Annotated in this window: 33 protein-coding genes; 18 read left to right on the plus strand and 15 right to left on the minus strand. The window is 64.0% G+C overall.

The window, feature by feature from the left end; genetic code table 11:
• Positions 1-9 precede the first annotated feature (9 nt).
• Positions 10-708 (minus strand): helix-turn-helix transcriptional regulator, encoded by a 699-nt coding sequence (locus tag WDX12_RS22250; RefSeq protein WP_320296200.1) that lies wholly within the window; start codon positions 706-708, stop codon positions 10-12.
• Positions 709-828: 120 nt separating this feature from the next.
• Here WDX12_RS22250 and WDX12_RS22255 point away from each other — a divergent pair, with 120 nt between their 5' ends.
• The 3 genes from WDX12_RS22255 to WDX12_RS22265 all read left to right on the plus strand — a co-directional run bounded on the left by WDX12_RS22255 (position 829) and on the right by WDX12_RS22265 (position 3,793).
• A complete protein-coding gene (locus WDX12_RS22255; protein ID WP_320296199.1) occupies positions 829-1,233 on the plus strand; it encodes a VOC family protein in 405 nt (134 codons plus the stop codon).
• Between the two features lie 161 nt (positions 1,234-1,394).
• Complete coding sequence (locus WDX12_RS22260) at positions 1,395-2,495, plus strand: KamA family radical SAM protein (protein ID WP_434722029.1); 1,101 nt, start codon at positions 1,395-1,397, stop codon at positions 2,493-2,495.
• 422 nt (positions 2,496-2,917) lie between these two features.
• Entirely contained in the window at positions 2,918-3,793 is an 876-nt protein-coding gene (locus WDX12_RS22265; RefSeq protein ID WP_434722030.1) for a BA14K family protein, read from the plus strand.
• 218 nt (positions 3,794-4,011) lie between these two features.
• Here the strand turns inward: WDX12_RS22265 and WDX12_RS22270 are convergent, their stop codons facing one another.
• From WDX12_RS22270 to WDX12_RS22280, 3 genes are all read right to left on the minus strand, one after another.
• On the minus strand, positions 4,012-5,397 hold the full coding sequence (locus tag WDX12_RS22270) for an FAD-binding oxidoreductase (protein WP_434722031.1): 1,386 nt from the start codon (positions 5,395-5,397) through the stop codon (positions 4,012-4,014).
• A gap of 150 nt (positions 5,398-5,547) precedes the next feature.
• Positions 5,548-5,739 (minus strand): hypothetical protein, encoded by a 192-nt coding sequence (locus WDX12_RS22275; protein ID WP_434722032.1) that lies wholly within the window; start codon positions 5,737-5,739, stop codon positions 5,548-5,550.
• A 41-nt stretch (positions 5,740-5,780) separates the two neighbouring features.
• Positions 5,781-5,987, minus strand: coding sequence for a hypothetical protein (locus WDX12_RS22280; protein ID WP_320296194.1), 207 nt, complete (start codon positions 5,985-5,987; stop codon positions 5,781-5,783).
• A gap of 195 nt (positions 5,988-6,182) precedes the next feature.
• On the opposite strand from WDX12_RS22280, the gene WDX12_RS22285 reads away from it, so the two are divergent.
• The 7 genes from WDX12_RS22285 (at position 6,183) to WDX12_RS22315 (ending at position 8,552) form a co-directional block, all read left to right on the plus strand.
• Positions 6,183-6,719, plus strand: a complete 537-nt coding sequence (locus WDX12_RS22285; protein WP_434722033.1) for a hypothetical protein — start codon at positions 6,183-6,185, stop codon at positions 6,717-6,719.
• A 57-nt stretch (positions 6,720-6,776) separates the two neighbouring features.
• Complete coding sequence (locus WDX12_RS22290) at positions 6,777-7,133, plus strand: hypothetical protein (RefSeq protein ID WP_434722034.1); 357 nt, start codon at positions 6,777-6,779, stop codon at positions 7,131-7,133.
• Positions 7,134-7,211: 78 nt separating this feature from the next.
• On the plus strand, positions 7,212-7,448 hold the full coding sequence (locus WDX12_RS22295; protein WP_434722035.1) for a hypothetical protein: 237 nt from the start codon (positions 7,212-7,214) through the stop codon (positions 7,446-7,448).
• A complete protein-coding gene (locus WDX12_RS22300; RefSeq protein WP_434722036.1) occupies positions 7,445-7,771 on the plus strand; it encodes a hypothetical protein in 327 nt (108 codons plus the stop codon). The genes WDX12_RS22295 and WDX12_RS22300 overlap by 4 nt, the downstream gene beginning before the upstream one ends.
• Entirely contained in the window at positions 7,768-8,043 is a 276-nt protein-coding gene (locus WDX12_RS22305) for a DUF1488 domain-containing protein (RefSeq protein ID WP_434722037.1), read from the plus strand. The genes WDX12_RS22300 and WDX12_RS22305 overlap by 4 nt, the downstream gene beginning before the upstream one ends.
• Positions 8,044-8,118: 75 nt before the next feature.
• A complete protein-coding gene (locus tag WDX12_RS22310; RefSeq protein ID WP_434722038.1) occupies positions 8,119-8,307 on the plus strand; it encodes a hypothetical protein in 189 nt (62 codons plus the stop codon).
• Positions 8,308-8,402: 95 nt separating this feature from the next.
• Positions 8,403-8,552: a hypothetical protein gene (locus WDX12_RS22315; RefSeq protein WP_320296188.1), complete on the plus strand. Its 150-nt coding sequence runs from the start codon at positions 8,403-8,405 to the stop codon at positions 8,550-8,552.
• Between the two features lie 308 nt (positions 8,553-8,860).
• Here the strand turns inward: WDX12_RS22315 and WDX12_RS22320 are convergent, their stop codons facing one another.
• Positions 8,861-9,109: a DUF982 domain-containing protein gene (locus WDX12_RS22320; protein ID WP_320296187.1), complete on the minus strand. Its 249-nt coding sequence runs from the start codon at positions 9,107-9,109 to the stop codon at positions 8,861-8,863.
• A gap of 104 nt (positions 9,110-9,213) precedes the next feature.
• On the opposite strand from WDX12_RS22320, the gene WDX12_RS22325 reads away from it, so the two are divergent.
• Complete coding sequence (locus WDX12_RS22325; RefSeq protein WP_434722039.1) at positions 9,214-9,375, plus strand: hypothetical protein; 162 nt, start codon at positions 9,214-9,216, stop codon at positions 9,373-9,375.
• A 184-nt stretch (positions 9,376-9,559) separates the two neighbouring features.
• Here WDX12_RS22325 and WDX12_RS22330 read toward each other — a convergent pair whose 3' ends face one another.
• Positions 9,560-9,994: a hypothetical protein gene (locus WDX12_RS22330; protein ID WP_320296186.1), complete on the minus strand. Its 435-nt coding sequence runs from the start codon at positions 9,992-9,994 to the stop codon at positions 9,560-9,562.
• A 262-nt stretch (positions 9,995-10,256) separates the two neighbouring features.
• Here WDX12_RS22330 and minC point away from each other — a divergent pair, with 262 nt between their 5' ends.
• The 3 genes from minC to minE all read left to right on the plus strand — a co-directional run bounded on the left by minC (position 10,257) and on the right by minE (position 12,362).
• Complete coding sequence (minC, locus tag WDX12_RS22335) at positions 10,257-11,171, plus strand: septum site-determining protein MinC (protein WP_434722040.1); 915 nt, start codon at positions 10,257-10,259, stop codon at positions 11,169-11,171.
• Between the two features lie 106 nt (positions 11,172-11,277).
• Positions 11,278-12,093: a septum site-determining protein MinD gene (gene minD, locus WDX12_RS22340; protein WP_042638294.1), complete on the plus strand. Its 816-nt coding sequence runs from the start codon at positions 11,278-11,280 to the stop codon at positions 12,091-12,093.
• Positions 12,090-12,362 carry a cell division topological specificity factor MinE gene (minE, locus tag WDX12_RS22345; RefSeq protein WP_095824629.1) on the plus strand — a complete coding sequence of 91 codons (273 nt, stop codon included), beginning with the start codon at positions 12,090-12,092 and terminating at the stop codon, positions 12,360-12,362. The genes minD and minE overlap by 4 nt, the downstream gene beginning before the upstream one ends.
• 403 nt (positions 12,363-12,765) lie before the next feature.
• Here minE and WDX12_RS22350 read toward each other — a convergent pair whose 3' ends face one another.
• From WDX12_RS22350 to WDX12_RS22365, 4 genes are read right to left on the minus strand one after another with little or no spacing between them, the layout of a single operon-like run.
• Positions 12,766-14,538: an ABC transporter ATP-binding protein gene (locus tag WDX12_RS22350; protein WP_434722041.1), complete on the minus strand. Its 1,773-nt coding sequence runs from the start codon at positions 14,536-14,538 to the stop codon at positions 12,766-12,768.
• Positions 14,535-15,566, minus strand: coding sequence for a glycosyltransferase family 2 protein (locus WDX12_RS22355; RefSeq protein WP_434722042.1), 1,032 nt, complete (start codon positions 15,564-15,566; stop codon positions 14,535-14,537). The genes WDX12_RS22350 and WDX12_RS22355 overlap by 4 nt, the downstream gene beginning before the upstream one ends.
• 40 nt (positions 15,567-15,606) lie before the next feature.
• On the minus strand, positions 15,607-16,716 hold the full coding sequence (locus WDX12_RS22360) for a glycosyltransferase family 2 protein (protein ID WP_434722043.1): 1,110 nt from the start codon (positions 16,714-16,716) through the stop codon (positions 15,607-15,609).
• Positions 16,713-17,855: an acyltransferase family protein gene (locus WDX12_RS22365; protein WP_434722044.1), complete on the minus strand. Its 1,143-nt coding sequence runs from the start codon at positions 17,853-17,855 to the stop codon at positions 16,713-16,715. The genes WDX12_RS22360 and WDX12_RS22365 overlap by 4 nt, the downstream gene beginning before the upstream one ends.
• A gap of 511 nt (positions 17,856-18,366) precedes the next feature.
• Between WDX12_RS22365 and WDX12_RS22370 the strand changes: the two genes are divergently transcribed.
• The 3 genes from WDX12_RS22370 to WDX12_RS22380 all read left to right on the plus strand — a co-directional run bounded on the left by WDX12_RS22370 (position 18,367) and on the right by WDX12_RS22380 (position 21,031).
• The gene (locus tag WDX12_RS22370) at positions 18,367-19,254 is read left to right on the plus strand and encodes an EamA family transporter (protein ID WP_434722045.1); all 888 of its coding nucleotides are present in this window, start codon (positions 18,367-18,369) and stop codon (positions 19,252-19,254) included.
• Positions 19,255-19,629: 375 nt separating this feature from the next.
• Positions 19,630-20,145: a hypothetical protein gene (locus WDX12_RS22375; protein WP_434722046.1), complete on the plus strand. Its 516-nt coding sequence runs from the start codon at positions 19,630-19,632 to the stop codon at positions 20,143-20,145.
• A gap of 370 nt (positions 20,146-20,515) precedes the next feature.
• Positions 20,516-21,031: a hypothetical protein gene (locus tag WDX12_RS22380; RefSeq protein WP_320296178.1), complete on the plus strand. Its 516-nt coding sequence runs from the start codon at positions 20,516-20,518 to the stop codon at positions 21,029-21,031.
• A gap of 138 nt (positions 21,032-21,169) precedes the next feature.
• On the opposite strand, the gene WDX12_RS22385 is transcribed toward WDX12_RS22380, so the two are convergent.
• The 3 genes from WDX12_RS22385 to WDX12_RS22395 all read right to left on the minus strand — a co-directional run bounded on the left by WDX12_RS22385 (position 21,170) and on the right by WDX12_RS22395 (position 23,935).
• Positions 21,170-21,814: a response regulator gene (locus WDX12_RS22385; protein WP_434722047.1), complete on the minus strand. Its 645-nt coding sequence runs from the start codon at positions 21,812-21,814 to the stop codon at positions 21,170-21,172.
• Positions 21,811-23,214: a sensor histidine kinase gene (locus tag WDX12_RS22390; protein ID WP_434722048.1), complete on the minus strand. Its 1,404-nt coding sequence runs from the start codon at positions 23,212-23,214 to the stop codon at positions 21,811-21,813. Before WDX12_RS22390 ends, WDX12_RS22385 begins: the two co-directional genes overlap by 4 nt.
• A 223-nt stretch (positions 23,215-23,437) precedes the next feature.
• Complete coding sequence (locus WDX12_RS22395) at positions 23,438-23,935, minus strand: hypothetical protein (RefSeq protein WP_434722049.1); 498 nt, start codon at positions 23,933-23,935, stop codon at positions 23,438-23,440.
• A gap of 333 nt (positions 23,936-24,268) precedes the next feature.
• Here WDX12_RS22395 and WDX12_RS22400 point away from each other — a divergent pair, with 333 nt between their 5' ends.
• Complete coding sequence (locus tag WDX12_RS22400; RefSeq protein WP_434722050.1) at positions 24,269-24,652, plus strand: hypothetical protein; 384 nt, start codon at positions 24,269-24,271, stop codon at positions 24,650-24,652.
• 19 nt (positions 24,653-24,671) lie between these two features.
• Here WDX12_RS22400 and WDX12_RS22405 read toward each other — a convergent pair whose 3' ends face one another.
• Both WDX12_RS22405 and WDX12_RS22410 read right to left on the minus strand, forming a co-directional pair.
• Complete coding sequence (locus tag WDX12_RS22405) at positions 24,672-24,827, minus strand: hypothetical protein (protein WP_434722051.1); 156 nt, start codon at positions 24,825-24,827, stop codon at positions 24,672-24,674.
• A 156-nt stretch (positions 24,828-24,983) separates the two neighbouring features.
• A complete protein-coding gene (locus WDX12_RS22410; RefSeq protein WP_320296172.1) occupies positions 24,984-25,361 on the minus strand; it encodes a YkvA family protein in 378 nt (125 codons plus the stop codon).
• Positions 25,362-25,385: the final 24 nt, after the last annotated feature.

The following is a 25,385-nucleotide window of genomic DNA, read 5'->3' on the forward strand; positions in this document are numbered from 1 at the left end:
GCCCCTGGCTCAAGGCAGACGCACCCCTTGCGCCTGCATGTGCCGTTTCCAGCGGTTGCGCAACTCGGCGGGACGGCAGCCGATACGCTCGTCGAGAAAGATCGCGGCGGATATCCGGTCGGTGCGGAAATGGCGGAAATCTTGGCGCAACTCGCACCAGGCGGCGAGCAGGCGCACCGTCTCGGCATAGCCGATCATGGTCGGCCAGATGACGCGTTCGCTCTCTTCGTCGCGTTCGTTGCGGTAGCGGATCCGGATCTTGTGACCTTTGCGGATCGATTCTCGCGCCCGCGAAATATCCAGCCCGTCCAGCAGGCTCGCGCGGCTGAGCGGCGCGCCGACGGTTGGATTGCTGACGAAGGGGCGCAGCCGCTCGGGCACGACGGTGGCAATCTTGGCGATCAGGTCGCGCGCGGCGCTGGCCAGCACAGCGTCGCCCTTGTCGGCCACCCATTGCGCGCCGAGCACCGCCGCTTCCAGTTCGTCCGGCGTCAGCATCAGCGGCGGCATGTCGTAGTCGCGGTCGAGCACATAGCCGAGGCCGGCCTCGCCCTGGATCGGCACGCGCTGTCCGATGAGATCGGCGATGTCGCGATAGACCGAGCGGCGCGAGATTTCGAGCTCTTCGGCAATCTGGCCGGCGGTGATCGGCCGGCTCGATCGCCGCAGGATCTGGATGATCTGGAACAGTCTGTCGGCACGGCGCAAAGCATGTCTCCTGTTGCCACTATGGTGGCAGCAGGCCTGGTCCACAAGTCGGGGCAGGGCGCCTGAACGGGCGCGTCCAGCCGCGGAGATGTCCGTCGGCCAGCCACGGAGAAGACTTGGATGAATTTCGTTTCAACCCGTATCATCACCGCCGACGTCAAGCGGCTCGTCGCCTTCTACGAGACGGTCACGGGCATCAAGCTCACGCTCTACACCGAGGATTTCGCCGAGCTCGTCACGGGAGCCGGCACGCTGGCGATCGGCAGCACGCGCACGCTCCGGCTCTTCGGCGGCGACCACGTCGCGAGCCCCGCCGAGAACCGCAGCGCCATCGTCGAGTTCCGCGTCGCCGATGTCGATGACGAGTACCGGCGGCTGGGCGATTTCATCGACGGCGCGCTGGTGCAGGCGCCCACCACCATGCCCTGGGGCAATCGCTCGCTGCTGTTTCGCGATCCCGACGGCAATCTGGTGAATTTCTTCACGCCTGTGACGGCGGAGGCGATTGCGAAGTTTGAAAGGTGAGGGTGTTCCAAGTAAGAGCCGGTGCCGAAGCTGCCAATCTCCCCCAAGAGAGGGAGATGTCCGGCAGGACAGAGGGTGCGCGAAGGAACGCGGCGTAACGTGGTAAGCGGTTGACCACATCGACCATCCGGCCGATAGGGACGGCGAACCAGAGAGCCGCGATGACCACCGACCTCAAACAACCGGCCCCCGACGCCGCCTGGCAGGACGACATCCGCGCCGGCGTGCGCCATGTCCGCGACCTGGCGTCCCTGCCGCTCTCGCCGGCCGAGCGCGCCGCCGCGCAGGAAGCCGCGGCCGCGCACAAGGTGCGCGTGCCAAAGCCCTATCTCGACCTCATCGACTGGAACGACCCAGCCGACCCGATCCGCGCCCAGGTGATCCCATCGCCCGACGAACTGGTCGCAGCGGAGGGCGAGCTCGACGATCCGATCGGCGACCACGCCTTCAGCCCGGTGCCCCGCCTGACCCACCGCCATGCCGACCGCGTGCTTCTGTTCCCGACCTATCAGTGCGCCGTCTATTGCCGCTTCTGCTTCCGTAAGGAGTCGCTGACATCGATCGGCCGCGGCTATACGCTCGAGGCGCTGGAGCCGGCGCTGGCCTACATCGCCGGGCACCCGGAAATCCGCGAGGTGATCCTGACCGGCGGCGATCCGCTATCTCTGCCCGACAAGGCGCTGGCCGAAATCCGCGCCCGCCTGGAGGCGATCCCGCATCTCAGGCTTCTGCGCATCCACACCCGTGTGCCTGTGGCGCTGCCGTCGCGCATAACGGCTGGCCTGGTCCAGGCCTTGCAGGGCCGGCTGATGGTAACGGTGGTGACCCACTTCAACCACGCGCGGGAAATCACACAAGCCACAGAGGCGGCCTGCCGTACCATGCGGCAGGCGGGCTTCGTGCTGCTCAACCAGAGCGTTCTGCTCAAAGGCGTCAACGACAAGGTCGAGATGCTGGAGGAGCTCTGCCGCGAGCTGATGTATCGGCTCGGCGTAAAACCCTATTACCTGCACCATGGCGACCTCGCGCGCGGCATGGCGCACCGCCGCACAACGATTGCCGAAGGCCAGGCGCTGGTCGCCGAGCTGCGCCGGCGCCTCTCCGGCATATGCAACCCCACCTATGTCATCGACCTGCCGGACGGCGGCGGCAAGGTGCCACTGGCGGCGAGCCATATCGAGGGCCGAGACGGCGACACCTGGCGGATCAGAGGCCAGGACGGCAGGGTGCGGGAGTATACCGAGGTGGTGGTGGACTTATGAAAGCAGGGCCGGGCGCCGCTAGCAAGCGGCCCGACAGCTCTGTTTCGGGGGAAGATGCTGGGTGGCCGGGCCTAACCGGCGGCATGAACGCTGGCTAAACAAGCTGAATCCGACCCGTCAATGCTGCGCCATGTGAACGAAGTATTTGCTGTTCCTTCGTTCGGAGGATGCGGCGGTCCAGGAAAAGTTCGACACTGACGATGATCCTCTTGATCATCGTTGATCCTGTTGGATCATCAAAAGTCTACACAGTGAGAGTCCCCTGCCAGGTGCCTTCCTGGCGATCCTTGGGCCCCGCCTGCTTCTCCCCGGAGCACGCGGGGCCTCCCGTTCAACGCGGCCTGGTCGCAACATTGCCCTCTTCCTGTGGGAACCGGGTTCCTCGCCCTGCATTCTATGAGCGGGAGCTGAAGGAGCGTTGCGTGAAGGCTTTGTTGGGAATTGCCGGCGGCTTCGTGCTGACGCTCATCGTTTTTGCCAGCGGGCTTGCCTTCGCCACCTGGCTGCTCGCCGCCAAGCCGGTGCGCCAGGCAACGCCCGCGATCGGCGTTTCCGAGCTCTGGACGAAGGATGCGCAGCCGGTCGATCAGCAGAAGCAGAACCTTGAACGCATTCCCGCCCGGCAGCTTGCGGCTGCACCCGCCAAGACTGGCGACAAGACTGGCGAACCGGCCCCAGGCCAATCGATCAAAACGGATAGCGGAGCGCAGACCACCGCGCTCGCAGCGCCGGCGCCTGCGGTAGCGCCGCGACTGCAGCCATTGCCCGACGTCTCTGGCCCGGGCCAGCCCACGCCCGATGCCGGCGCGGCCCAGCGGCCGGCGACAGTCGACCAGCAGGCCGAGCCGCAACTGCCCGTTGCCCATCTGCAATGGTGCGCCACGCGCTACCGCAGCTACCGCCCGGCGGAAAACAGCTACCGCTCCTATGGTGGCGAGTTGCGTCCCTGCATCTCACCCTATTACGACCCTGGCGGCGACCGCACTGCCTCGACCGGCCAGAACGATCAAGCCGACGATCAGGCAGCAGCGAACGATCGCCAGAACGCCACCACCGACGACTGGATGAGCGATGATCAGGCCGAGATGGAAGGCTACGCCCCATCACGCGGCGGCTACGCCACAACCTATGGCGGCCCGCCGGAAGAAATCTCGCCGGATGCTGAGGCCGCCCAGGCGTCGGGCCGCGCTGTCTCGGGCGACCACGTCGATTACTGCTTCAGCCGCTACCGCTCCTACGATCCGCAAGACAACACCTACCAGCCCTTCGACGGCGGCCCACGCCGCCAGTGCGAGTAGGGGAGGAGTCGCGTTTCTGAGATGCTGGCGCGAGGCGCCCCCTCTGTCCTGCCGGACATCTACCCCGCTTGGGGCAGATCCGACGCCGCGCTTACCTCTGCAACGTCGGTGATTGGCGAAAGCCGGCGTGACATCCGATCTCCCCCCTTGTGGGGGAGATGGTCGGCAGACCAGAGGGGGGCGCTGTCCCGCCAGCCTCTCGCGCCAACCCGCCAACATCACCCCACAACCTTCCCGGGATTGAGGATGTTGTTGGGATCGACCAACTGCTTGATCGCCTTCGCCAAATCCTGCTTCACCGGATCCGCATGCTGCTCATAGGCGTCGCGCTTGTCGAGTCCCACGCCATGCTCGGCCGAGAATGAGCCGCCGGCCTCCCGCAGCCCCTCGTAAAGCACGTCCTCGATCGCCTCGTGCCGCTCGTGAGAAACCGGACCGTCGCAATTGATCGAGATGTGCAAATTGCCGTCGGCGAGATGGCCGTAGACATAAGGCGCGTAAGAAGCGTCGACCTGCTTCAGCCCCGCCTCGATGCGCGCCACATAGGCGTCGAGTCCGCCGCCCGGCACGGAGACGTCGAACGAGGGCGCCATCGGGTGCGCGCGCTCGATCTGCTCAGTCTCCTCGCGCAGTCGCCACATCGCAGCCGCTTGCGCCTCGGAGCTCGCGACCAGCCCGTCGATGATGCCGGCCTCTTCCCAGATCGCCGCCAGCCCGTCCTCGAGCGCGTGTCGCGCCGCCTCGATATTGTCGGCGCCGAGCCCCAGCACCAGAAGGCACGGCGCCTCGAGCGGCAGGCTGCCCGGCGCATACTTCAGCGCCCGCTGCATGAGGGACGCAAAATTGCGCCACAGAATCTCGGCAGCGGTGAGCCGGGCGCTGGTCGAGGCCAAGAAATGCCGCACGATGCGCTGCGCGCTGGCCGCATCCGGCACGCCGACAAGCGCGGTGGCGCTGGCCCCGGCCACCGGGTCGAGCCGCACCGCCACGCGTGTAACGATGCCGAGCGTGCCCTCGGCGCCGATAAAGAGATGTTTCAGGTCGTAGCCGGCGCTGGTCTTCAGCACCCGGGTGAGATCGGAAAACACCCGCCCGTCCGGCAGCACGGCCTCCAGCCCGAGCACGCGGTGGCGCATCGTGCCGTTGCGAAACGCCATGATGCCGCCGGCATTGGTGGAAACCATGCCGCCGATGGTTGCGCTGCCGCGCGCGGCAAGGTCGATGCCCGGGTCGAGCCCATGCTCAGCCGCCGCTTCCTGCAGCGCCCCCAGCGTCACGCCCGCCTGCACGATCGCCACGCGCGCGAACGGGTCGATCTCCTCGATTTGGTTGAGCCTGCCGAGATCGCAGATCACCTGCCCCGCCGAAGTCGCCGCCCCGCCCGCCAGCCCCGTGCGCCCGCCCTGCGCGACAAGGCTGACGTCGTGCTCTGTACAAAAACGCACCAGGGCCGCGGCTCCCTCGACATCGCGCGGCCGCACCAGCGCCGAAGCGCCGAAATTGCGGGGATCGAAGCCGGGATCGCGGGGCGCGAGCGCGGCGGCGTCCCAGACTGTGGCGTTGGGAAGGGCGGCGCGGAGGGAAGATAAAAGGCCGTCGCTCACGCTGGCGGACTCCTTCTGAAGCTGAGCCTCCAACCTATAGAGGCGGTGGCGCAGTTGAGCCACACTCGGACAATGATTGCAGGGCTAAATTTCGCTCGTGCCAGCCGCGCTGCTTGGATTGCGGTGTGGCAACTTTGGCATCGGCGCGGATCAGGATGTTCTGCCGGCCTGTTCGCGCCTTTGGGCGTCCTGGCTATTCAGCTTGGCAACAAGCTTTTCGGCGCGCCGCGTCCTGATTCCAACCGTCGGCTTCTGCTCGAACTCGGCAGGTTGGCCGGTAAAGACATCGAAAACGGTCCAACTGTTCGGCTCGTCCATCCTCAGTGCGTAGCGGTTTGCCATGCTTGCATCCTTCTGGTCTCGCGCCGGCTAGACGAACCCGCTCAGGCCCGTAGGACAAATACCGACGCCAGCACAGCTGCAATCCACAGCGCAACATAAAGCGTCAAGGCGAGTCGTCCGTGTGCGAAAAGCGCTCCGCGCATTGTCTCCGCGGCATTTTCCATGCGTTTCGATCTGGCCGGCTTCACCGCGGCCTGAGGCTCCGTCGCGCCAAACTTGCCGAAGCCACGGGAGATCCGCTTGGCCATGGATACGACCTCGAATGTTGTTGCAATGCCGGAAGTGGAGAGCGGAGCGCCGGACGACCACATAGCGGCTATGTGCTCGGATTTCTCGATGGCCTTTTCGGGAAAAGCCTGCCGTCTTATAGATGGCTTTGGATGTGGCGGATAGGAGTGAAAAAATAATTACAGGGAAGCCCAAAAATATTTGGGTGAAATAATTTGAAGATTTCAGCGCTTGCAAATCGATTTACCGCTGTTTCAGGCCCGGATTTGGGATTTCTATTTATCCGGGAAAAAAATATTAGGCGTGTAAGTCTTGCTTTGAGCGCAATTGAGGCGCATACAAAAAGTGTTGATTTGGTTGAGTTTGGCTTTCGCCCCGTCGGAGCCGCGCCAATCCTTTCCGAATTTTCGATAGCGAAGCGTTGCGTCGTTCCGGCGCGGCAGCTTGCTCGTTTGAACCCTGGAACGATGCAGGGCGCTGACCACGGATGTACTGGCAGCACCGCAAACCGTTCCAGCGGTTCGACCGAAATAATGCGGAAATCCATCCTGGCATGTTTTCACGGGAAAGCTGCAATCGTGGCCATTCGCGTCGTTCGTCGCTTCGGCTCTGCCGCTTCAGACGGGCCGCAACCGCAGGGTATTTTGCTGATCTCGACGAAAAGGCCTGGAAGGGTCTTTCCCGCGCCGCGCAACGCGGCCGCTTTCATTCACCTGCCGGCGATCGTCCGCACTGTGGGGCTCGCACGGTAAAAGTATCGATCAACCGGCCTCTCTCGAGGCGGCGCTCGATGACGACCGGAGACAATCATGACAAGCCTTATGCAGCGCAACACACGGCCGATACGGCACGGCGCCCCGCCGCGGTTGTTCGACATCGGACAGGCGGTCCGTCTGAAGGGAGATTTCCGGACATCGACCGCGGAAGTCTACCACGTCACCGGCACGCTGCCGCCAAAAGAAAACTCGCCGCAATACCGCATCCGCAGCGACACCGAACCGCATGAGCGGGTGGTGACCGAGGACAGGCTGGAATCGGCCGGAACTCCGGCGTCGGACCTCGGCCTGATGCTGATCGAAAGGACGTTCGGACATGGCCAAGGGACAGCAGCGCTCCAATCGCGAGGTGAGGAAGCCAACGCAGGAAAAAGTTCCGACCAAGCCTGAGAGCCCGTTCAATCAAGGTACTGGCCTCAGTACTGGCCTCAGCGCGAAGGGCTCGATGCCGTCGCGCGGCGGGTCTCGATGAAGGTCGTGATCGAATTCTATCGCACGCGCCTCACCGACGACGCGCATGCCGTCATCGGCCGCGAGACGGTGCTGGCGACCGATCTCGACGATGCAATCGAGATCGCGCGGCTTCTGGCGAGGACGCTGAACATGCCGCAGTGGCCGGACGCGGTCACAATCTCCGAAGCGGACGGTGCGGCGCTTTATTCCGAGATTATTGCCGCGCAGGAACGCGAGGAAAGACCGGTATGAACAGCCCCATGACCAACGGCGGAATCGAGGCGGGTCACAAGGCCGTATCCGGCTGTTCGCAAAGCGATGGAGGCCTGTCAGCCTACGTCTTCAGGGATCGTCAATACGGCCGCCGCGTCGAAGCGGATCATTCCTGGACGGTCTACCATGTCTTCACTGGAATTCCAGCGCATGTCGACGGCGCTCCGATGGTCGGGCTAACGCGTGCGCATGCGACGAAGAGCATGCTGGATCTCAACCGTCGCAATGTCGAGGCTCGAAAGGAATGGAACAGAGCCCGGCCGGCAACTGAATATGCCGAAACAAGGGTGGGCAACCCATGACGCTCGCCTTTCCAAATCCCAGCCGGAGCTTCGATCAAACGCGCCACGCCGTCTGCTTCATTGGCCATGACGGTATGTTCCAGGTTCGCTTCTTCGTCGAGGTCGAGGCCCTTGGGACATTTAACGACAATGCTGGGGGTGGGGAAACGGCCGAGACGGCATACCTTTCGGCATTCGACGCCCTGCGCAGTTCCATCCAGGACGCCGCCAGCAAAGCATATGCGCGCGAGCGCCGAAACTCCTACACGCTCACTGCTTCCGGCTTCCGATAGGCAGGAAGCCAATATCGCACGAAAGAGCACGCAACCGCGAATAGCCTTAGCCCTTGGCTGCTATAAGAAAGGATAATGCTGATGCGTTCCATGAAAACTCCCGAGTCGCCGCCGGCCGCGATGAAGCCGAGCGTCAGGCCGTCAAGCATCATGTCCGCACGGCTGACGATCAGGAAGGACGAAGCAGCAAGGCGCAAGCTCGCTGACACCGACGGCACTGTGCGGCGGGCACGCCAGATCGCAGAACGCAATCGCCTGATTTGACGTACGGCCACCGACAAGTGTCTCGGGAGCTGGCCTTCCCGGTCCTAGGCATGTCCAATCCCAAGGCGTTCATGCCCTAACCCGGGAGAAATACCATGGCGATAAAGCCCAACTATCGATACGAGCGCAGTCAACGCGACAAGGCGAAGGCGGCAAAGAAGGAGGCGAAGCTCGCGGCCAAAGTGGCGAAAGAGAAGGTAGCGGAGCGGCAAAGCGAGCGGGAGCAGAGCACTGATAGCGGATAACGTCGCGTTAGGCCGGCCGGCCTTGGAACCGAAAATGACAAAACGAGAGTCGGATCACTTCGAAATCGATGTGGAATGCCCTCGGTGTCGGCACCAGGCGAAAACGCGCGTGGGCTGGATCCGTGCTCACACCCAGATGGAGTGCGAAAATTGCGGCGAGATCATCGACATCGAAAGTAGGAATTTCAGAGCACGCGAACAGCCTTAAAGCATGTCTCCCGAAAGTGGGGCCCGGTTTCGGGACAAAGACATGCTTAAAATCAAAAACTTAAAGCAGGTAGCGTGAATCCATTTTCACGCGAGCTGCTTTAAGGCGTCACAAGAATGGCCGCCTCGCGGGCTGCGGCAATGAATGCCTTGCGCGCAAATGAAGCTGGTCGGCGTCCGCTGTTTGTATCTGTGCAGGCCTGAATGGCTGCACGGTGCTTATCGCTTCGCTTGCCGCGCCATCGTCGCAGCAGGAAGTCCAGGCAGGCGGCCGCATCGCCGATTGCCTCCTGTCCGCCGGCCGGATCAGCGATGATCGTTACCGGCTGGTCGAATTTTTCATTTGCCATCACTGCGCTTAGGCCGGGGCGCGCAACATAGCAAGCGCCTTTGTTTCCTGTGTGGCCAGTGGAACTGCTGAAAATGAGAGCCGTTGAGTATCAAGGGGTGCCTTATGGCGAACGATTACGGTCAGCCGCTTGACGAGATTGTCAAGCGGCTGATGAAGCAGACGGGTATTACCGAGGCTCAAGCGCTTGAGCTCGTCTATCGTGTTGGCTTGAATTGGCCGTCTCTCGTTAGACAGGCGAAGGCGCTTAAAGTCGGGAAATCATAGCAGCGTCTCTCAGGGTGCGCCTGGAATTGAATGCGCGAAGCAGATGCTGAAAATTGCGATGCGGCCCGCGACAAAATTAGTCGCGCCGTTTCGTTGGCGATTCCGAGCCCTGACGCCGGTACCTAGCCGTCCACTGCGACCTCTTCAGAGGTTCGATCGCATCGGCAATTCGGTTCCCTAATTCCTAACCCGCCCAGATCGAGCATCCCACCTTCTGCCCCGTAGCCGCGTCCCGCGTCGCTTTCGCGAACACCCGCCGCAGCCCAACCCTGTTGGCCTTCACTTCATCGCTGGCGAGGTAGGTCGGATCGCCGATCTCCCAGTGGTAGCGTGTGTTGGCCGGCGCGCGCCTCCAGGTGAATTTCGACAAGTAGGCCACCTGTCCCGGCGTGGTGTCGGCGAAACGACAGTCGATGGTCGCCGGCATCAGGCCTTTCGCGCTCATCGCATTGACGACCTTGTCGGCGTCGGCCGTCGCCAGCCATTGGTCGATGCCGCTCGTCTGGTATGCGTCTATGCCCCTCGGCTGGTGCGTCATGCACCCGGCAAGCAGCATCAGCGCGGCCATTGTTGCAATTGCCTTGCCTGCACGCTTGCTGTCTTCCCGATCGATGCCCATTGCCCGTCTCCTTGTCCGAAAGTATGGAAAGTCCCGGGCAAGAGGATGGTCCGCGCGCACCGCTTCGTATATTAGCCGTTTCACATGCTTGCGCTGTCCGGCCCTCAGGTCCTCGGCGGATCGCGGGTGGAGGCGGGCGCTGTGACCGCGCCGCCACAGAAGTTAGCCGCGTCAGCCGTTAACGGCTCCAATCCCCAAAATTAACCTTTTGTTAACCATTCGCCCGGCACCCTTTAACCATTGAGTAAGGATTCGCTTGGACGTGACCTTCGCCGCCCCTTTGCACAACAAATCGATCCGCTTTCGCGCCCGCTCATTCGTCGCTTTCACGCTGACGCCGGAGGCGCCGATCGCCGACTGGCTGGAGGGGTTGGATCACTGGATCGCCAACTCGCCTGGCTATTTCAACGGGCGCCCGGTGGTGCTGGATCTAAACGTCCTGCAGCCGGGGCCGGAGGAGATTGGAGCGCTTGTCGGCGTGCTCGGCTCGCGCGGCATCCGCGTCTATGCCGTCGAGCTTGAGGGCGCCGAGCTCGGGCCTGAATTGCCGCCGTTGCTCGCCGGGGCCAAGGAGGCGACCGCCGAGGGGCTGCTGGGCCGGGCCGCACGCAAGGCGCGGGCGGAAGAGCTGGAAATGGCCGTCGCCGAGGAGCGGGCTGAGGTGGCCCAAGAAGCTATCCAGGCGGCGGCGCCTGCCGAGGTTCTGCAGGCCACCGGCGATGAGCCGGTGGACCCCGAACTGGCAAGGCTGGAAGCGGTCAGGATCGAGCCGGCCCTAACCGAACCGGAAAGGCCCGGACAGGCCGAACCGGAAAAGCAAGGGCAGGGCGCGGTCCCGGCGCCTTCCGCCGGCACGCTGATGATCAAGGCGCCGATCCGCTCCGGGCAGTCGGTCTTCCATCCGCATGGCGACGTGATCGTGCTGGGCTCGGTCGCATCCGGCTCGGAGATCGTCGCCGGCGGCTCGATCCATGTCTATGGCACGCTGCGTGGCCGCGCGATCGCCGGCTCGGAAGGCAATATTTCGGCGCGCATCTTCTGCCGCAAGAACGAGGCCGAGCTGCTCGCCGTCGACGGCTGGTACACCACGGCCGAGGAGATGGAGGGCGTCTCGCGCGGCAAGGCCGTGCAAGCCTTCCTCGACAATGATGCGCTGTGCGTGGTGCCGCTCGGCTGAGTTTTGCGTCGCAAGCTTCGGACCGGTTTCGCGTGCGAGGCTGACAAAGAATCCCGCCGTGCCCGGCACGGCCAGAGAATAAAAACCGCCAATGGAGGCTGGATATATGGGCAAGGTAGTCGTGGTCACTTCGGGCAAGGGGGGCGTCGGCAAGACAACCTCGACGGCCGCGCTCGGCGCTGCCGTGGCCAAGACCGGCAAGAAGGTGGCGCTGGTCGATTTCGACGTCGGCCTGAGGAACCTCGACCTCATCATGGGCGCGGAACGCCGCGTGGTGTTCGACCTCGTCAACGTCATCCAGGGCACGGCGAAGCTGTCGCAGGCGCTGATCCGCGACAAGCGGCTGGAGACGCTTTACCTGCTGCCGGCCTCGCAGACGCGCGACAAGGACGCGCTGACCGAGGAGGGTGTGGCCGAGGTCATCGCCCGGCTGCGTTCGGTGTTCGACTATGTCTTCTGCGACAGCCCGGCCGGCATCGAGCGCGGCGCCCAGCTCGCCATGCGCTTCGCCGACGAGGCGGTCATCGTCACCAACCCGGAAGTGTCGTCGGTGCGCGACTCCGACCGCATCATCGGCCTGCTCGACGCCCGCACCATGAAGGCGGAGCAGGGCGAGCTGGTGCAAAAACACGTGCTGGTCACCCGCTATGACGCGGCGCGCGCCTCGCGCGGCGAGATGCTGTCGATTGACGACGTGCTGGAGATACTCTCCACGCCGCTGCTCGGCATCATCCCGGAAAGCCAGGATGTGCTGCGGGCCTCCAATCTCGGCTCGCCCGTCACGCTCTCGGAACCGCTCAATGGTGCCGCAAAGGCTTACCTCGAAGCGGCAAGACGCCTGGAAGGCGAGGACCTGCCGGTGGTCGTCCCCTTCGAACGCAAAGGCTTCCTCGACCGGCTTCTCGGAAGGAGGGCCGCATGAGCATCCTCGACCTCTTCAAGCGGCGCACCAGCGCGCCGGTGGCGCGCGAGCGGCTGCAGCTGCTGCTCGCCTATGAGCGCCAGAGCCGCGGCCAGCCGGATCTCGTCTCCATCCTGCGCGAGGAGATCATGGCGGTCATCGCCAAGCATGTGCAGATCGACCAGGACTATCTCCAGGTCTCAATGGACCGCGGCGCGACGATGTCGACGCTGGAGATCGACATCCAGATCCCCAACAAAAACGCCGCGCCGCTCGCCATGGCGGGGTAGGACTTGGGTTCCTCGCCCTCGCCAAAGGCGGGGGAGAGGTGCCCCGCGCAGCGGGGCGGAGAGGGGACCTACGACGTTGGCGGGTTTTCTCCGATTGCTTTCCAGGGCCGGCGCGTTTCCGTGACTGGCGTGACTGGTTGGCCGAAGGGTTGATTGCCACGTGGTTCCCCCAATCCGTCGCTGCTTCGCAGCGCCACCTTTCCCCCCTCCGGAGGGAAAGGAAGGGGGCGTTGCTGGACGGAGCGTTGACGACAAAAAGCTTGGCGCCTTTCCTCTACCCCGTCGATCGGGGGAGAGGTGGCTCGGCGAAGCCGAGACGGAGTGGGGGTCGACCAGCGCGGCATAAGAAATGCATGCGCCAAGCTGCCATGCACGCTTGAAGCGCCGCCGTCCCGCACGCCCCTCACTCCGGCCGGTACAGCTCATCCATGCTGCGCGCCGCCAGGTCCGCGAACGGCGCCTGCTTCTTCACCCGTCCATGCTCCAGGATCACCAGATCGTCGCAGAACGAGATCGTTGAGTGGTGGTGGCTGATGACGATCGTCGTGCGGCGGCCGGCGCGCGATTTCAGCGTTTCCACGATCGCCGCTTCCGACAGCCCGTCCACCGCGTTGGTCGCCTCGTCGAGGATCAGGATGTCGGGATCGCGCACCAGCGCGCGGGCGAGCGCGATGCGCTGCCTTTGTCCGGCCGACAGGTTGACGCCGCGATAGCCGACGACCGTCTGGTAGCCTTGCGGCAGCCTCTCGATGAATTCATGCGCCTCGGCAAGCTCGGCGGCGCGCCGCGCCTGTTCCATGCTAGCCATGTCCTTGCCGTAGGTGATGTTGTCGAGAATGGTGCCGTCCACCAGTTCCAGCTCCTGGCTGGCCAGGGCGATATGCGCCCGCCATGCGACCGGGTCGATCTCGCCGAGCGCCGTGCCGTCGACGAGGATCCGGCCCTCGTCCGGGTCGACGAAGCGGCAGAGCAGGTTGACGATGGTGGTCTTGCCGGCGCCGGAGCGGCCGATCAGCGCCGTCGAGCGACCGCTTCGGATGTCGAAGCTTGCGGCATGCAGCACCGCCGCGCGCTGCTCCTCATTGGCATAGCTGAAGCTCACACCCTCGAAGGCGATTTTTTCGCTCAAGGCGGCGAAGCCTCGGCTGCCTTGCGGAGGAGCCGGCTTGTCCGTCGGGTCGAGCAGCCAGGTCACCTCTTCCAGCGAGCCGGAAAGCCCCTGCAACTGGCTCCACGTCATCTGCAGCGCCCGCACATGCGGCTGCAGCCGGTAGAGCAGGATGAGGAAGGCGGCCACCAGCGGGAAGCTCAGGCCCGCGAGCCAGGCGCCGATCACGACCGCCAGGAACAGCATGGCGTGCAGCACTTCGGTAAGCGGTCCCAGCGCGCCCTGGCGGTTGGCAAGCTGGAAGGCCGCCCGGCGCACGCTGTCCGACGCCGTCTCGAATGCCGCCTTCTCGCGCGCTTCCTGGCCGAAGATGCGGATCAGTCGGCCGGCATGCACCAGATGCAGCATCCGCGAGGCCAAGGCGCTGTTGCGCGCGGCAACGCTTCGGCTCGGCTTCCTCAGATGCGCCGACAGCGCCATATGCGCCATCTGCACCAGAGCCAGCCCGAGCATCACCAGCAGCGTCATCTGCCAGGAGAGCAGCATCAGGAAGACGAGCAGGATGAGCGCCGCCGAGGCGCTGACGATCGAGCCCAGCATCGCCTGGATGGCGTCCGACGCCCGCCAGGATTCGCTGGAGATGATGTTGAGCAGCCGCCCGGGGCTCTCCCTCAGGAAGAACGTATAGCCGACCTCGAGCAACCGCCCGGCGAGCGCGCCGCGGATCGCCTGGCTGGCCTTGCCGTAGATATGGGCGGTGAGCACCGAATTGGCGAAGGCGAGCAGGTTCTTGAGCAGGATCGAGCCGAGGATCGCGGCCGCGATGGCGATCAGCCGCTCGCGCTCGCCAAGCCCTGCGCCGACCTTCTGCAACAGGGCCGAGAAGCCCGCCATGCCGGCGGTGTCGCCATGCCCCATGATGATGCCGAGCAAAGGGATGATCAGCCCGATGCCGAACCCTTCCAGCGCCGCGCTCGCCAGCCCGAGCGCGACGACGATCGGCAGCAGGCCGAGCTGCCGGCGGCCGAGCGCCTGGCGCAGCATCGACAGTGTCGGGCGCTCGCTCATCGCGCGCCGGCCTCCGCGCTGGCCTCGGGCGTTTCCTGGGCGCACCGCGCGTGTCGCGGCGGCCGCCTGGCCAGCACCAGAAACGCGAATTTCGCCGCGCCCGCGAGGTTCATCAGAACGATGGGCCAATGCGATAGCCTGAGATCGCTATCGAACCTCGGGCCGCCGGCAAGCTCGCGCAGAGCGGCGCGTGCGGCCCAGTAGAAATGTCGCAGCAGCCAAGGCGCGTGGCCGATGTGCTTGAGGCAGAGCGCGCCGTTGCCGAAATGATAGTCGCGGTGCAGCCGGTCGATCGCTTCGCGGTCGCGCCGGCCATGATGGTGGAAGATCGTCATATCGGGCACGTACTCCACTGCCACGCCGGCAAGCATGGCACGCACCAGATAGTCCGTGTCCTCGGCCGAGCGCAACGCCCCGCCGGCGCCAAAGCGCTCGTCGAAGGGACCGATCAAGGCGGCGACCTCGCGGTGCATGGTCATATTGCAGCCCAGCACGAAGCCGCCCGGATGGACGGCGGGCGTCAGTCGCTCGCGTTTGTCGCAGCGCTTGATGGTGAAGGGCAGGTCGCGCGCGTCGCCGATCTCGACGCGGCCGCCGCGGATCAGCCATTTCTCGCCGTTCGCATAGTGCCGTTCCAGGTCGACGAGGTAGTTGCCGTCGAGCCGGCAGTCGTCGTCGACGAACACCAGCACCTGCCCGCGTGCCCGCGCCAGCCCCGCATTGCGCGCTGCCGCCAGCCCGGGCCGCGGCTCCGAGACTGCCGTCAGCGCGATGTCGGAGGTCGCGGCGGCCGCCGAAATGTACTCGGCCGTGCCATCGCACGAGCCATTGTCGACCACCACCAGTTCGGCCGCGAAGGCCGGATGCGCCCGGCAGGCGGCGCGGATCGAGTCGATGCAGGCTTGCAGCACCGCGAGGCGGTCGCGCGAGCACACAATGAAGGAGACCTGAGGCCGCTGCCCCGGCCAGGAAGGGACGGGCAGGGCGGGGCGAAGATGCCGAAGCAGCGGGTGACGCTGATCGCTCATGGCGAGGCCTCGGCGTCAAGACGTTGCAGGACGCCCGTTCTCATGCCGTCCCCGTCCTGTAGGGTGCGAGCACCGACGCCTCCGGCGCGGATTTGAAGCGGTAGGCCACCCAATCGGCGCGCTTGCCCGCCCACATCGAGGCCTGGCTCAGCCAGGGCGCCCGGACGCCGGGGCTGAGCGCATATTTCTCGCGGCGGCGGATGGCGTTCCATTTCCCCGTCAGCGTCAGCAATTCATGCGACAGCGCCGGCTGCTCCTCGTCGTTGACGAGTTGGTAGAGGAAATAGAACAGGTTGAGCGCGCCGGCCTCGAAGCCCGGCCTCGTTGTATCGGGAAGGGCGGCGATCCGCTCCTCCAGGGCACGAATGAAAGCGGCTGCCCGGGCCACGGTGTCGAAGGTGACCTTCTCGCCGATGGCGCATAGGCTCCGGCCGTCTTCCGTCAGCCCCTCGCTCTCGAGATTCTCGCCGACAATCTTGAGATGCGTGCGCCGCATCTCCTTGCCGTGCATGCTGGTCACGCTGCCGGGATGGACGCGGTAGACCAGCAGGCTCTCGGGCATCAGCGCCGCCGGATAGCGCTCGGCCAGCCGCCGGAAGAGGTCGAAATCCTCGGCATGCCGATAGAGCTGGTCGTAGTGGAGATCGACCTCGGCGATGACCTTGCGGTTGTAGACCACTGTCGGGTGCATGAAGATGGTGAAGAATTTCGACAGCACGGGCAGACCGAGGCGGAACACCGGATCCAGCCGGCCCGGGGCGATGCGGCCGTGCAGCAGCGTATCCACGAGCGCGCCGCAGAAGCCGAGCTCCGGCCGCGCCGCAAACAGCGCCGCCTGACGCGACAGCCGCCAGGGATAGGCGAAGTCATCGGCGTCCATGCGCGCGACGAGCTCGCCCTGCGCGACCGCCAGTCCCTCGTTGAGGCTGGCGACGAGGCCGCGGTTCTCGCGTGAGATGATGGAAACGCGGCTGTCGTCCCTGCGGCAACGTTCGAGGATCTCCAGCGACCTGTCGGTCGATCCGTCGTCGATGGCGATAAGTTCGATCCGGTCGTAGTCCTGCCGCAGGATCGACTGCATCGCGGCGGCCACGTAGGGCTCGGCATTGTAGACCGGCAAAAGCACGGAGATGAGGGGCGCTGCGGTCATGGTCGGCCCCGGTCCGTCGGCCGCAGGTCGAGTGCCGGGGCGGTGCCGAACCCGCGCGTCTCGCTCGCGCCGCGCCGACGCGAGGGCGCGACATAGGGAAAATAGCGCTTGAGACCGTTGAGTGGCTTTTCGAAGAACACCCAGGAGAGCGAGGCGACGACCAGCGTGGCGGTGCCCGCGACAATGAACCGCCCCGGCCCCTGCTCCGAGACGTCGACCGGGATCCATGACTGTGCCCTGACGGTCAAGGCGAGAAGGATCGAATGATAGAGGTATACGCCGTAGCTGATGCGGCCAAGCGCTAGCAGCGGGGGGAACTCGGCCAGCCGGCCCAGCGTGCCGCGCAGGCCGTTCGAGCACGCGGCGACGATAGCCAGCATCGGTACCAGCGGCAGCACCTGCACCAGCGTCCAGCGTGGCCACTCCCAGGCGGAATTCGCTGGCCCAGGATCGGACCAGACGACGAACAGGAACATCGCGGCCAAGACCGGCCAGCCGAGCCGCATCCACTTCGGCGCATCCGCGCCCCTGGCGCGGCGGACGGCAAGCAGCGCGCCGCAGCCAAGCGCATCCATCGAGGCCGGCGGCAGCAGGTCGCGAGCGAGCGCTGGGTTGGCGGCGATCGGCCAGTAGAACCGGTAGGCGAGCGAGAAGGCGATGACGGCGATGGTGATCGCCTCGAGGCGCTTGCGCGGCGCCAGAAGCACGATCAGCGGCCAGACCAGGTAGAACTGCTCCTCGATGCTCAGGCTCCAGAAATGGCAGAGCAGCCAGGGCGTCCAGTCATTGTGCCGCGCATACCAGAAATTCGAGAGGTAGAGCGCGTGCCAGGCGAGCGAGGGCCTGGATTGCTCCGAGGCGAGCCACACGAGCCCCAGCACCGCGAAATAGGGCGGGAATATCCGGATCATGCGTCTGGCATAGAAGGAACGCAGCGCCGGCCCGACCTCGAACAGGGAGGCATCGCGCGCCTCCAGCAAAAGCCGGGTGATCAGGAAGCCGGAGAGTACGAAGAACAGCCTGACCCCGAGATGGCCGACGAAGGACGAGCCGCCGGCGGCGAGGAGATGCGAGTAGAGCACCAGCGTCACAGCAATGGCCCGCAATGCGTCCAACTGTATGTCGCGCGCGTTCGCCATCGGCGGCTTCCGCTGCGCATCGTGCGGGACGCTGTCGCTGCGGCTCAGCGGAATGCCCATCGGGGTCAACGTAACGGCATCCTTCACTGCATAACCGTCAAGGGTTTCTCGCGGTCCATATTGCAGCGCAACACAAAATGCTTATGGCTTTGAAATAAATATGTGATGGATAGAGGCGGGGATAATATTTGCCAGGTGAAAATATTCGCTGAGATGCCCAATGGTCCCATATGTTTATGGGCAGTTGGTCTGATTTTTTGAAAAGCACTTATCGCTGATGGTGTTGATAAATTGGTCGGCAACCAGAGCGAGAGCGTTGGAAATATCAAAACTGTCGGCTTTGTACCTCGCAAATCTATTCGAGGATCCGCGAAAAGAATCTTGAATTTCAAAGCTTTGTGCGCTGCAGCGGACGGATGCCTTGTCCCACTATCCGTCCGCTCGTGCCTCACGACAGCGCGACCGCCAGGCTTTATCTCCCGCGACACGCGGACAAGGGGATGGAGAGAAAGTGACGTCGACGCCAATTGCAAAACCGGAGACCCCTGTCGGCGCCATGCCGGTGCTTGGCCTGCTCGGCGCAATGCTCTCCGTGCAGGTCGGCGCCGCCTTTGCCAAGGGGCTGTTCCCGGTTCTAGGCCCGGAAGGCACGACCATGCTGAGGCTCGCCATCGGCGCGCTGATGCTGGCGGCGGCGCTGAGGCCCTGGAAGGTGCTGCCGTCGCGCCGGAACCTACCCTGGCTCGCCGCCTACGGCATCACCGTCTGCGCCATGAACATGTTGTTCTATGCCGCGCTCCAGCGCATTCCGCTCGGCGTTTGCGTGGCGCTCGAGTTCACCGGGCCGCTGTTCGTCGCCACGCTCGGTTCCAGGCGCCTGCTCGACCTTGTCTGGGTGGCGCTGGCCGTCGTCGGCATCGTGCTTTTGTCGCCTTTTGCCGGCATCAGTCGCGGGCTCGATCCGATAGGCGTGGCGCTCGCGCTGGCGGCGGGCGCCTGCTGGGGGCTCTACATCATCTTCGCGCAGAAGGCCGGCGCCGAGCTCGGCGTGCGCACCTCCGCCTATGGCATGGCGATCGCCGCGGTGCTGGCGCTGCCTTTCGGCTTCAGCGCCGCTCAGCCCTATCTCGCCGACCCGCACATTATGGCGGGCGCCGCCGTGGTCGGCCTGTTTTCAAGCGCTCTGCCCTTCTATCTGGAAATGCTGGTGCTGGCCCGCATGCCGGCCAAGGTCTATGGCATGCTGGTATGCCTGGAGCCGGCGGGCGGCGCGCTGACCGGCCTCCTGTTCCTGCATGAGAAGCTCAACCTTGTGCAATGCGCAGGCATCGCCGCAGTCATTGCCGCCGCCTTCGGCACGGCGGTTGCGGCACGGCGGCCGGTGGCTTTGCCGGCCTGAATCCATCTTCCGAACCCGGTGGTTCCAGGAAATTGGCGAACGGTCAGGCCCGGCGCCTTGCCGTGGCCTTCCGTCCGGAACTGCTTGAAAACAAGAGGTGCGGTGTTTCGCCGTTTCCTTGAGGCCTCGCAATGCCGTGGTCGTTAAGGGATTGGTCGGCTTTGGAAAAACCCCGCTGCGGTGGCAACGTGCGACCGCATCCGGTGGTTGAAATAAGACTTAGGTCCTATAACAAAATTGCAATAGGTCCGAGTGGACAAGACAAGGGTCGTGGGCCACTTCCTTATGCCTTGCTGATTGGGGATGCTTACCATGCGACATTGCCGGTGGGGTAGTTCGGCCGACGGGCTGAAGGGCTGGCATGGGGAGAACGGAATGCACGCATCGCGCGTGGGCTGCAGGCTAATCTTGCCGGCGCTGGCTGCGTTGGTGCTTGTCGTCACGCCTTTCAGTCTCTCCATCGATGGTCTCGTTGTGACCAAGGCCTATGCCGGCAAAGGCGGCGGTGGCGGTGGTAATGGCGGTGGTGGTGGAAACGGGAACGGCGGCGGCAACAGCGGGAGCGGTGGCGGGAATAGCGGCGGCAACAGCGGAAACGGCAACAGCGGTAACGGCAATAGCGGCGGCAACAGCGGTAACGGCAACAATAGCAAGAGCAACAACGGCGCGAGCGGCGCCAGTGCGACAAGTACCGGGGATGTCGATAGCCATGTGAACGCTGCTACCGGCGACAAGGTCGAGGCCACCAGAAATAGCATCCAGGTCACGCACCGCAATGGAATGAAGGAGACGATCGAGAACGGCCGGTTCAGGATGGAAGACAAGTACGGACGCACCATCGTCGACCGCATGGCTACCACGGTCGATCTCAATCGCCTGAAGAATTTGTGAGACAGAGTTTGTGAGAGCGAGGTTTTATCCGGATTAGATCTTAAGGGACCGAAGGTCAGCGCTGCAAAATCAGGTTGCCACCTTTTGCTTCGTCTCTACGGTCCTGATCGTCTTGCGGTAGAACCTGGCTACTCACCTTACCCCCGCCTTCGTGCGGGGGTAATTTTTTGCGCGGCAAAGCTTAGCCGCTGCGACATTGGTCAGCGATGGCGCCGGAAATGGTCCGACGGGCCGGGGCAGGGGTCGTGGGCCGCTTTCGTCGCCCCGTCGGATGTGAATTCCTGCCCGGGTCAGGACAACGGTTCCGCCTTGGCTGCGCCGTGAGCGGAACTTCGGCCATGCCGAGGTGGAATCGGAATGTAGAGAAGATATGCGAAACCGCCCCTTCAGCAGGCTTGCTTGGCTCGGGCTGCGTGTGCTTGGCGCGCTGGCGCTGACCTTTGCGCCATGGCACGTCACCTTTGATGGCGCGCCGAGGATTGCCGCCGCCACGGCCGATGCCGGCAACGGCAACAGCGGCGGCAACGGCAGTGGCGGCAATTCGGGTTCCGCCGGCGGCTCGAATTCCGGCAATGGCGGCAACAGTGGAAACAGCAATGCCGGCGGCAATTCCGGCAACAGCAATGCCGGCGGCGGCAACCCTAATGCCGGGCCGGGCAACAACAGCGGCAAGGGCAATACCGATCCCGGCGGCAAGAACAGCTACACCAACGCCGCGACCGGCGACACGTTGTCCATCGATGGCGACAAGATCACCGTCGTTCATCGCAACGGCATGAAGGAGCAAGTCCAGAACGGCCGTTTCGAGATGACGGACGCGCAAGGCCGCACCATCATCGAGCGGCAGGCGACGGAGGAGGATCTGTCGCGCCTGCTGAATCTGTGAAGGGATCAGAACTGGGGAACTGACGAACTGGGGAATCGAAGAATTGAAGAATTGAAGAATTGAAGAATTGAAGAATTGAAGAGGGAACCTCGTTCCTCAGCTCCTCAATTCTTCAGTTCCCCAATTCCCCAATTCCCCTCAATTCCTTTCCCTCGCCTCGTGCATCAGCAGCGCCGCCTCGGTGCGGTTGCGCACGTTGAGCTTGGCCAGCACCCTGGTCATGTGATGCTTGACCGTCTTCTCCTGCAGCGACAGCCGGGCGGCCACCTCCTTGTTGCTCAGCCCCTCCGCCACCAGTTTCAGGATCTCGGCCTCGCGTCCAGTGAGTTGGCTGAGCGGGTCGGGCTTGCTGCCAGTGGGCTGCAAAAGGTCGGAAAGCAGCCTGGCCGAGAGGCTCGGCGATACGTAGCTCTGGCCGTTCGCGACGTCGCGCAGGATCTCGGCCAACGCCTTGGAGCCGACGCCTTTCAGCACATAGCCGCGTGCGCCGGCCTTCAGCGCCTGGGCGACGTCGGCATTGGTCTCCGAAACCGTCAGCATGACGATCTTCTGCTCGGGCATCGCTGAAAGGATGCCGGCCAGCGCGTTGAGGCCGCCGCCCGGCATGCTGATGTCGAGCAGGAGAATATCGGGCGTGCTGGCGCGCGCCAGCCTTTCGGCGTCTTCGGCGCTGGCGCCTTCCCCGACAAGTTCGAAGCCGCCGATCTCGCCGAGGCTGCGCGCCACACCCTCGCGAAACAGGGGGTGGTCGTCGACTATTGCAATGCGGATGGATGTGCTCACGGTTGCTCCTCGACAGACAAGCTGATCACCAGTCTTGTTCCTCCCGGACCGGACAGCGTCTCGAACTGTCCGCCGATGCTTTCGATGCGTTCCCTCAGGCCCGCAAGCCCAAGGCCCTCGCTTCTGGCCGGGTCGAAGCCGGGGCCGGTGTCCAGCACCTCGACCAGGAGTTTGCCGCCCTTCGTCGTGGCCTTGACCTGCTGGCCCTTGCCCTTGCCGTGGCGGTAGGCGTTGTTCAGGCCTTCCTGCACGAAGCGGTAGATGCTGATCTTTTCCGAGGTGCCGAGTTCCGGCAAGCGCTCAGGCAGAGTTAGCAACACATTGGTGCTAGTGCGGCGCTCATGCTCGCTCACCGCCAGCCGCAGGATGTCGGTCACGGCCTGCGTCTCGATCTGCGGCAGCACCAGCCCGTTGCAGATGCCGCGTATCTCGCGCATCGCTTCGCCGAGCGTCTTGTGTATGCCGGCGATCTCCGCCTCGCGCAGCGTGCTCGACGTGGCCGGATCGACCAGCACCGGGCTGTCCATCCTGAGCGCGGCGAGCGCCACCAGCTGCGCCGGTCCGTCATGCAGGTCGGCGCCGATGCGCCGCAGATACCGCTCGTTGATGGCGGTAGCGCGGCGCGAGGCGCGCTGCACGCGCTGGCGCAGCGACGAGTTCTGCGCCAGCGCGGCCTGTAATTCGGAAACCTTGGCCTCGAGCGCTGCCTGCTGCGTGACGATGGTGCGGCTGCCGCGGAATACGATGCCAGAGAGCAGGGCAAGCGCCGCCGCCGTGGCGCCTGCCACCACCAGCCAGCTCCACAACAGGGCCGAGTGCAACGATTCCTCGAAATCGCCGGACAACTCGTAGAATTCAGACACGGCCACGACCTCGCCCGACCAGGGTTCGCGCACCGGGTTGTAGATCTCGAGCAGCGGCACCCCCATCGACCGTTCTTTCTCGTCTTCCTCGTCTACGAGCCTGTTGGAGTTGTATTTGACCATGACATTGCCGGCGAAAGCGGCGACGAGATTGACGTTGGGCGTGATCCGCCTGCCGATGATGCTGGCGTCCTTCGAGTAGAGAATAGTGCCGTCGCGCCGCCACAGCTTGAACGACACCAGCCTTTTCCCAAGCGCACCTTGGCCGAGTGTCTCGTCCAGCGCCCGCTTGACGGTGTCGTCGAGCTCCTGGCTCTTGCGCATGTCAGGCAGCAGCGGCGCGATCACGCTGTCGACATAGAGCGCGGTGGTCGCGGCGGCATTGTGCATGACGCCGTCACGGATCTGCGACGTGACCCACAGTCCAACCACCAGCATCACGGCCAGAAGGCCGATGCCACCCGCGATCACGAACTGCCAGGCCAGCGAAAGCCTGCTCCAGATTCGCGCAAGTCGCTTCAAATATCTCCCGAACATCGGCCCTGTTCACCCACCCGCTTGCAAGATTATAGGCGAGGGAAGGCAATTGCGACACCGACCTTGGTCCGTGCCGATGGGGGAAGGTTAATGGCGGGCGGCTTGCGCGCTCGCCAACGGGCAGGCGCTTGGCTTCGCAAGCGGCGAGGGTGGCGCTCCCGAGCGGCAAAAGCCCGCGTCATTCCTCTTGGCGGAGAAGACGCGGGCCGGCTGCCACCTGAAATTACAAATGGTTTTTGCGATGCCAACACAACCACCAATCGAGCTCCGGGTCCATACCAAAAGACGTATAACTTGCAAGATACAGCGCCACGCCGCCGATGCCTCGGCCCGAGACGGTGTTCTTATCGGCCGTTGTAGGTGCAGACATATAGCGGCGGACCTGTCGGATGGACGGCTTGCAAACCCTGTTCGCATCGGCAGGTCGGGCCCGGCAGAAGACGCGGACGCGGCGGCAAAATTTGCCCCCAAAAGAAGTCAGGACCAGGATGTTGATGGGTCGAACAGCCACCGCATATACATGGGTATGCATGATGAGCTTCACCCGGTTCTTGGCAACGTTATGGACGCCGGCACAAAAAAGCAAAAAAGAAACCAGCGGCTGTCGGTTTTTGAGCTCGAGGCTCTGCGGGAAGCTTTCAGGCAGTCCGTTCGCGACAACGACGTTGGGGAAGCGGAATGGGCGCAGCACGCCGAGCTTTTCGTCAAAAGAGCGCTTCAAAAAGGCAGCCGTCTAACGCAGGCTTGAACGGCCGGGCGTAGAGCAATTCCAGGAAAAGTTTGAGCGGATAGGTTCGGCGTCTTCGCCGTAGCCTTCCGTCCGGAACTGCGGCATCACGCTTCCAGCCGGTCGGACCATTGCGCCGGCGCATAGGACCTCAGCGACAATTGCGGGCGCAACGGGAAACGGACACGTTATCCCTGCGCCGGCTCTCCCCCCAAGGAAACCCAATGGCCGGCGCTTTAGCCCGGCTTGTCTGTCAAAGAGCCGTACTCTTTTACCGTCAAGGCAAGCCGGGCTACCCCAACCGCCGATTCGGTTGGCCGTCGCTCGATGCTGCTTGAGAGACGGCGCAAATTAAACAAATACGCGTGCGGTGCGGGCATTGTAGCGCGCAAAAATCCTGGCGCGTCACCTCAAACAGGGGGCGCGTTATTATGGAGCATCCGATCCTTCACTTTCGACGGAACGAAAGGCAGGGCAAGCGCGTTTTCCGCCGCTATGTCGAGGATACTTGACCGACACAAGGCCGAAAGGCCTTCTCAGGTTACCGAGGCCGAGCGTCTGGCACGCGTGCAAAAGAATGCCAGGCTGAAGCAGCTTCGCACCCACGCTTCGTGGCTGGTGCTCGATCCGCAGGCTCACTTTCAGGAGGAGATCGACTGTTCGGCGTTGCTCGGCGACATGTCGATCCGAAAGGTCGTCCGCGATGGCTGAACCCTTGCTGCTTTCAGCCTCAGGCCGCCTTCAGCCCGGTATCCTCGCGCGATATTTCGACCAGCCGCGCGATCGCCCATGGCGCCATCAGCGCAAAGAACGCCGTGACATCGAGAAAGATCGACCGCGCAAGGTCGAACCCGCTGTGGTCGTAGCAGACTGCGAACTCCATCACGCTTGATCCCTTGTTGACCCCACCCATTGCGCATGTCGTTTCACGCGCTCGACGAGCATGATCCTGATTTGCAACAAATACAAGTGGACGCTAATTTAGAGGTGTATATCTATTGATGTGCTCCTCACTTATGCGAGGCCACGCTGGCTGAAGCATCTAAGCCTTGGGCCAGAACAGCCGGGCGAGCGCCAGCGCCGCCAGCACCCAAAGCGTGATGATGAAGGCGAGCCCGGCCTTGCTCACCGGCTTCTCGCGCCGCATGGCCTCTTCGCGGAATTCCTGCATCAGATCGGAGGGGACCAACTTGACCGCGAGCATGATGCCGACAGGCACGATCAGCAGGTCGTCCAGGTAGCCGATGATCGGGATGAAATCCGGGATAAGATCGATGGGGCTCAGCGCATAGGCAGCGACGGCGCCCGCGGCGGCTTTTGCATACCAGGGCACACGCGGATCGCGGGCTGCAATCCAGAGCGCAACCACATCGCGCTTGATCTTGCGCGCCCGCCGCTTTGCCGCATCAAGGATAGACATGCCGCTTATATATGGGTGCTTGGG

Origin of the sequence: Mesorhizobium sp. RIZ17 (genome assembly GCF_051127865.1) — a bacterium.
Lineage (GTDB): Bacteria > Pseudomonadota > Alphaproteobacteria > Rhizobiales > Rhizobiaceae > Mesorhizobium > Mesorhizobium humile.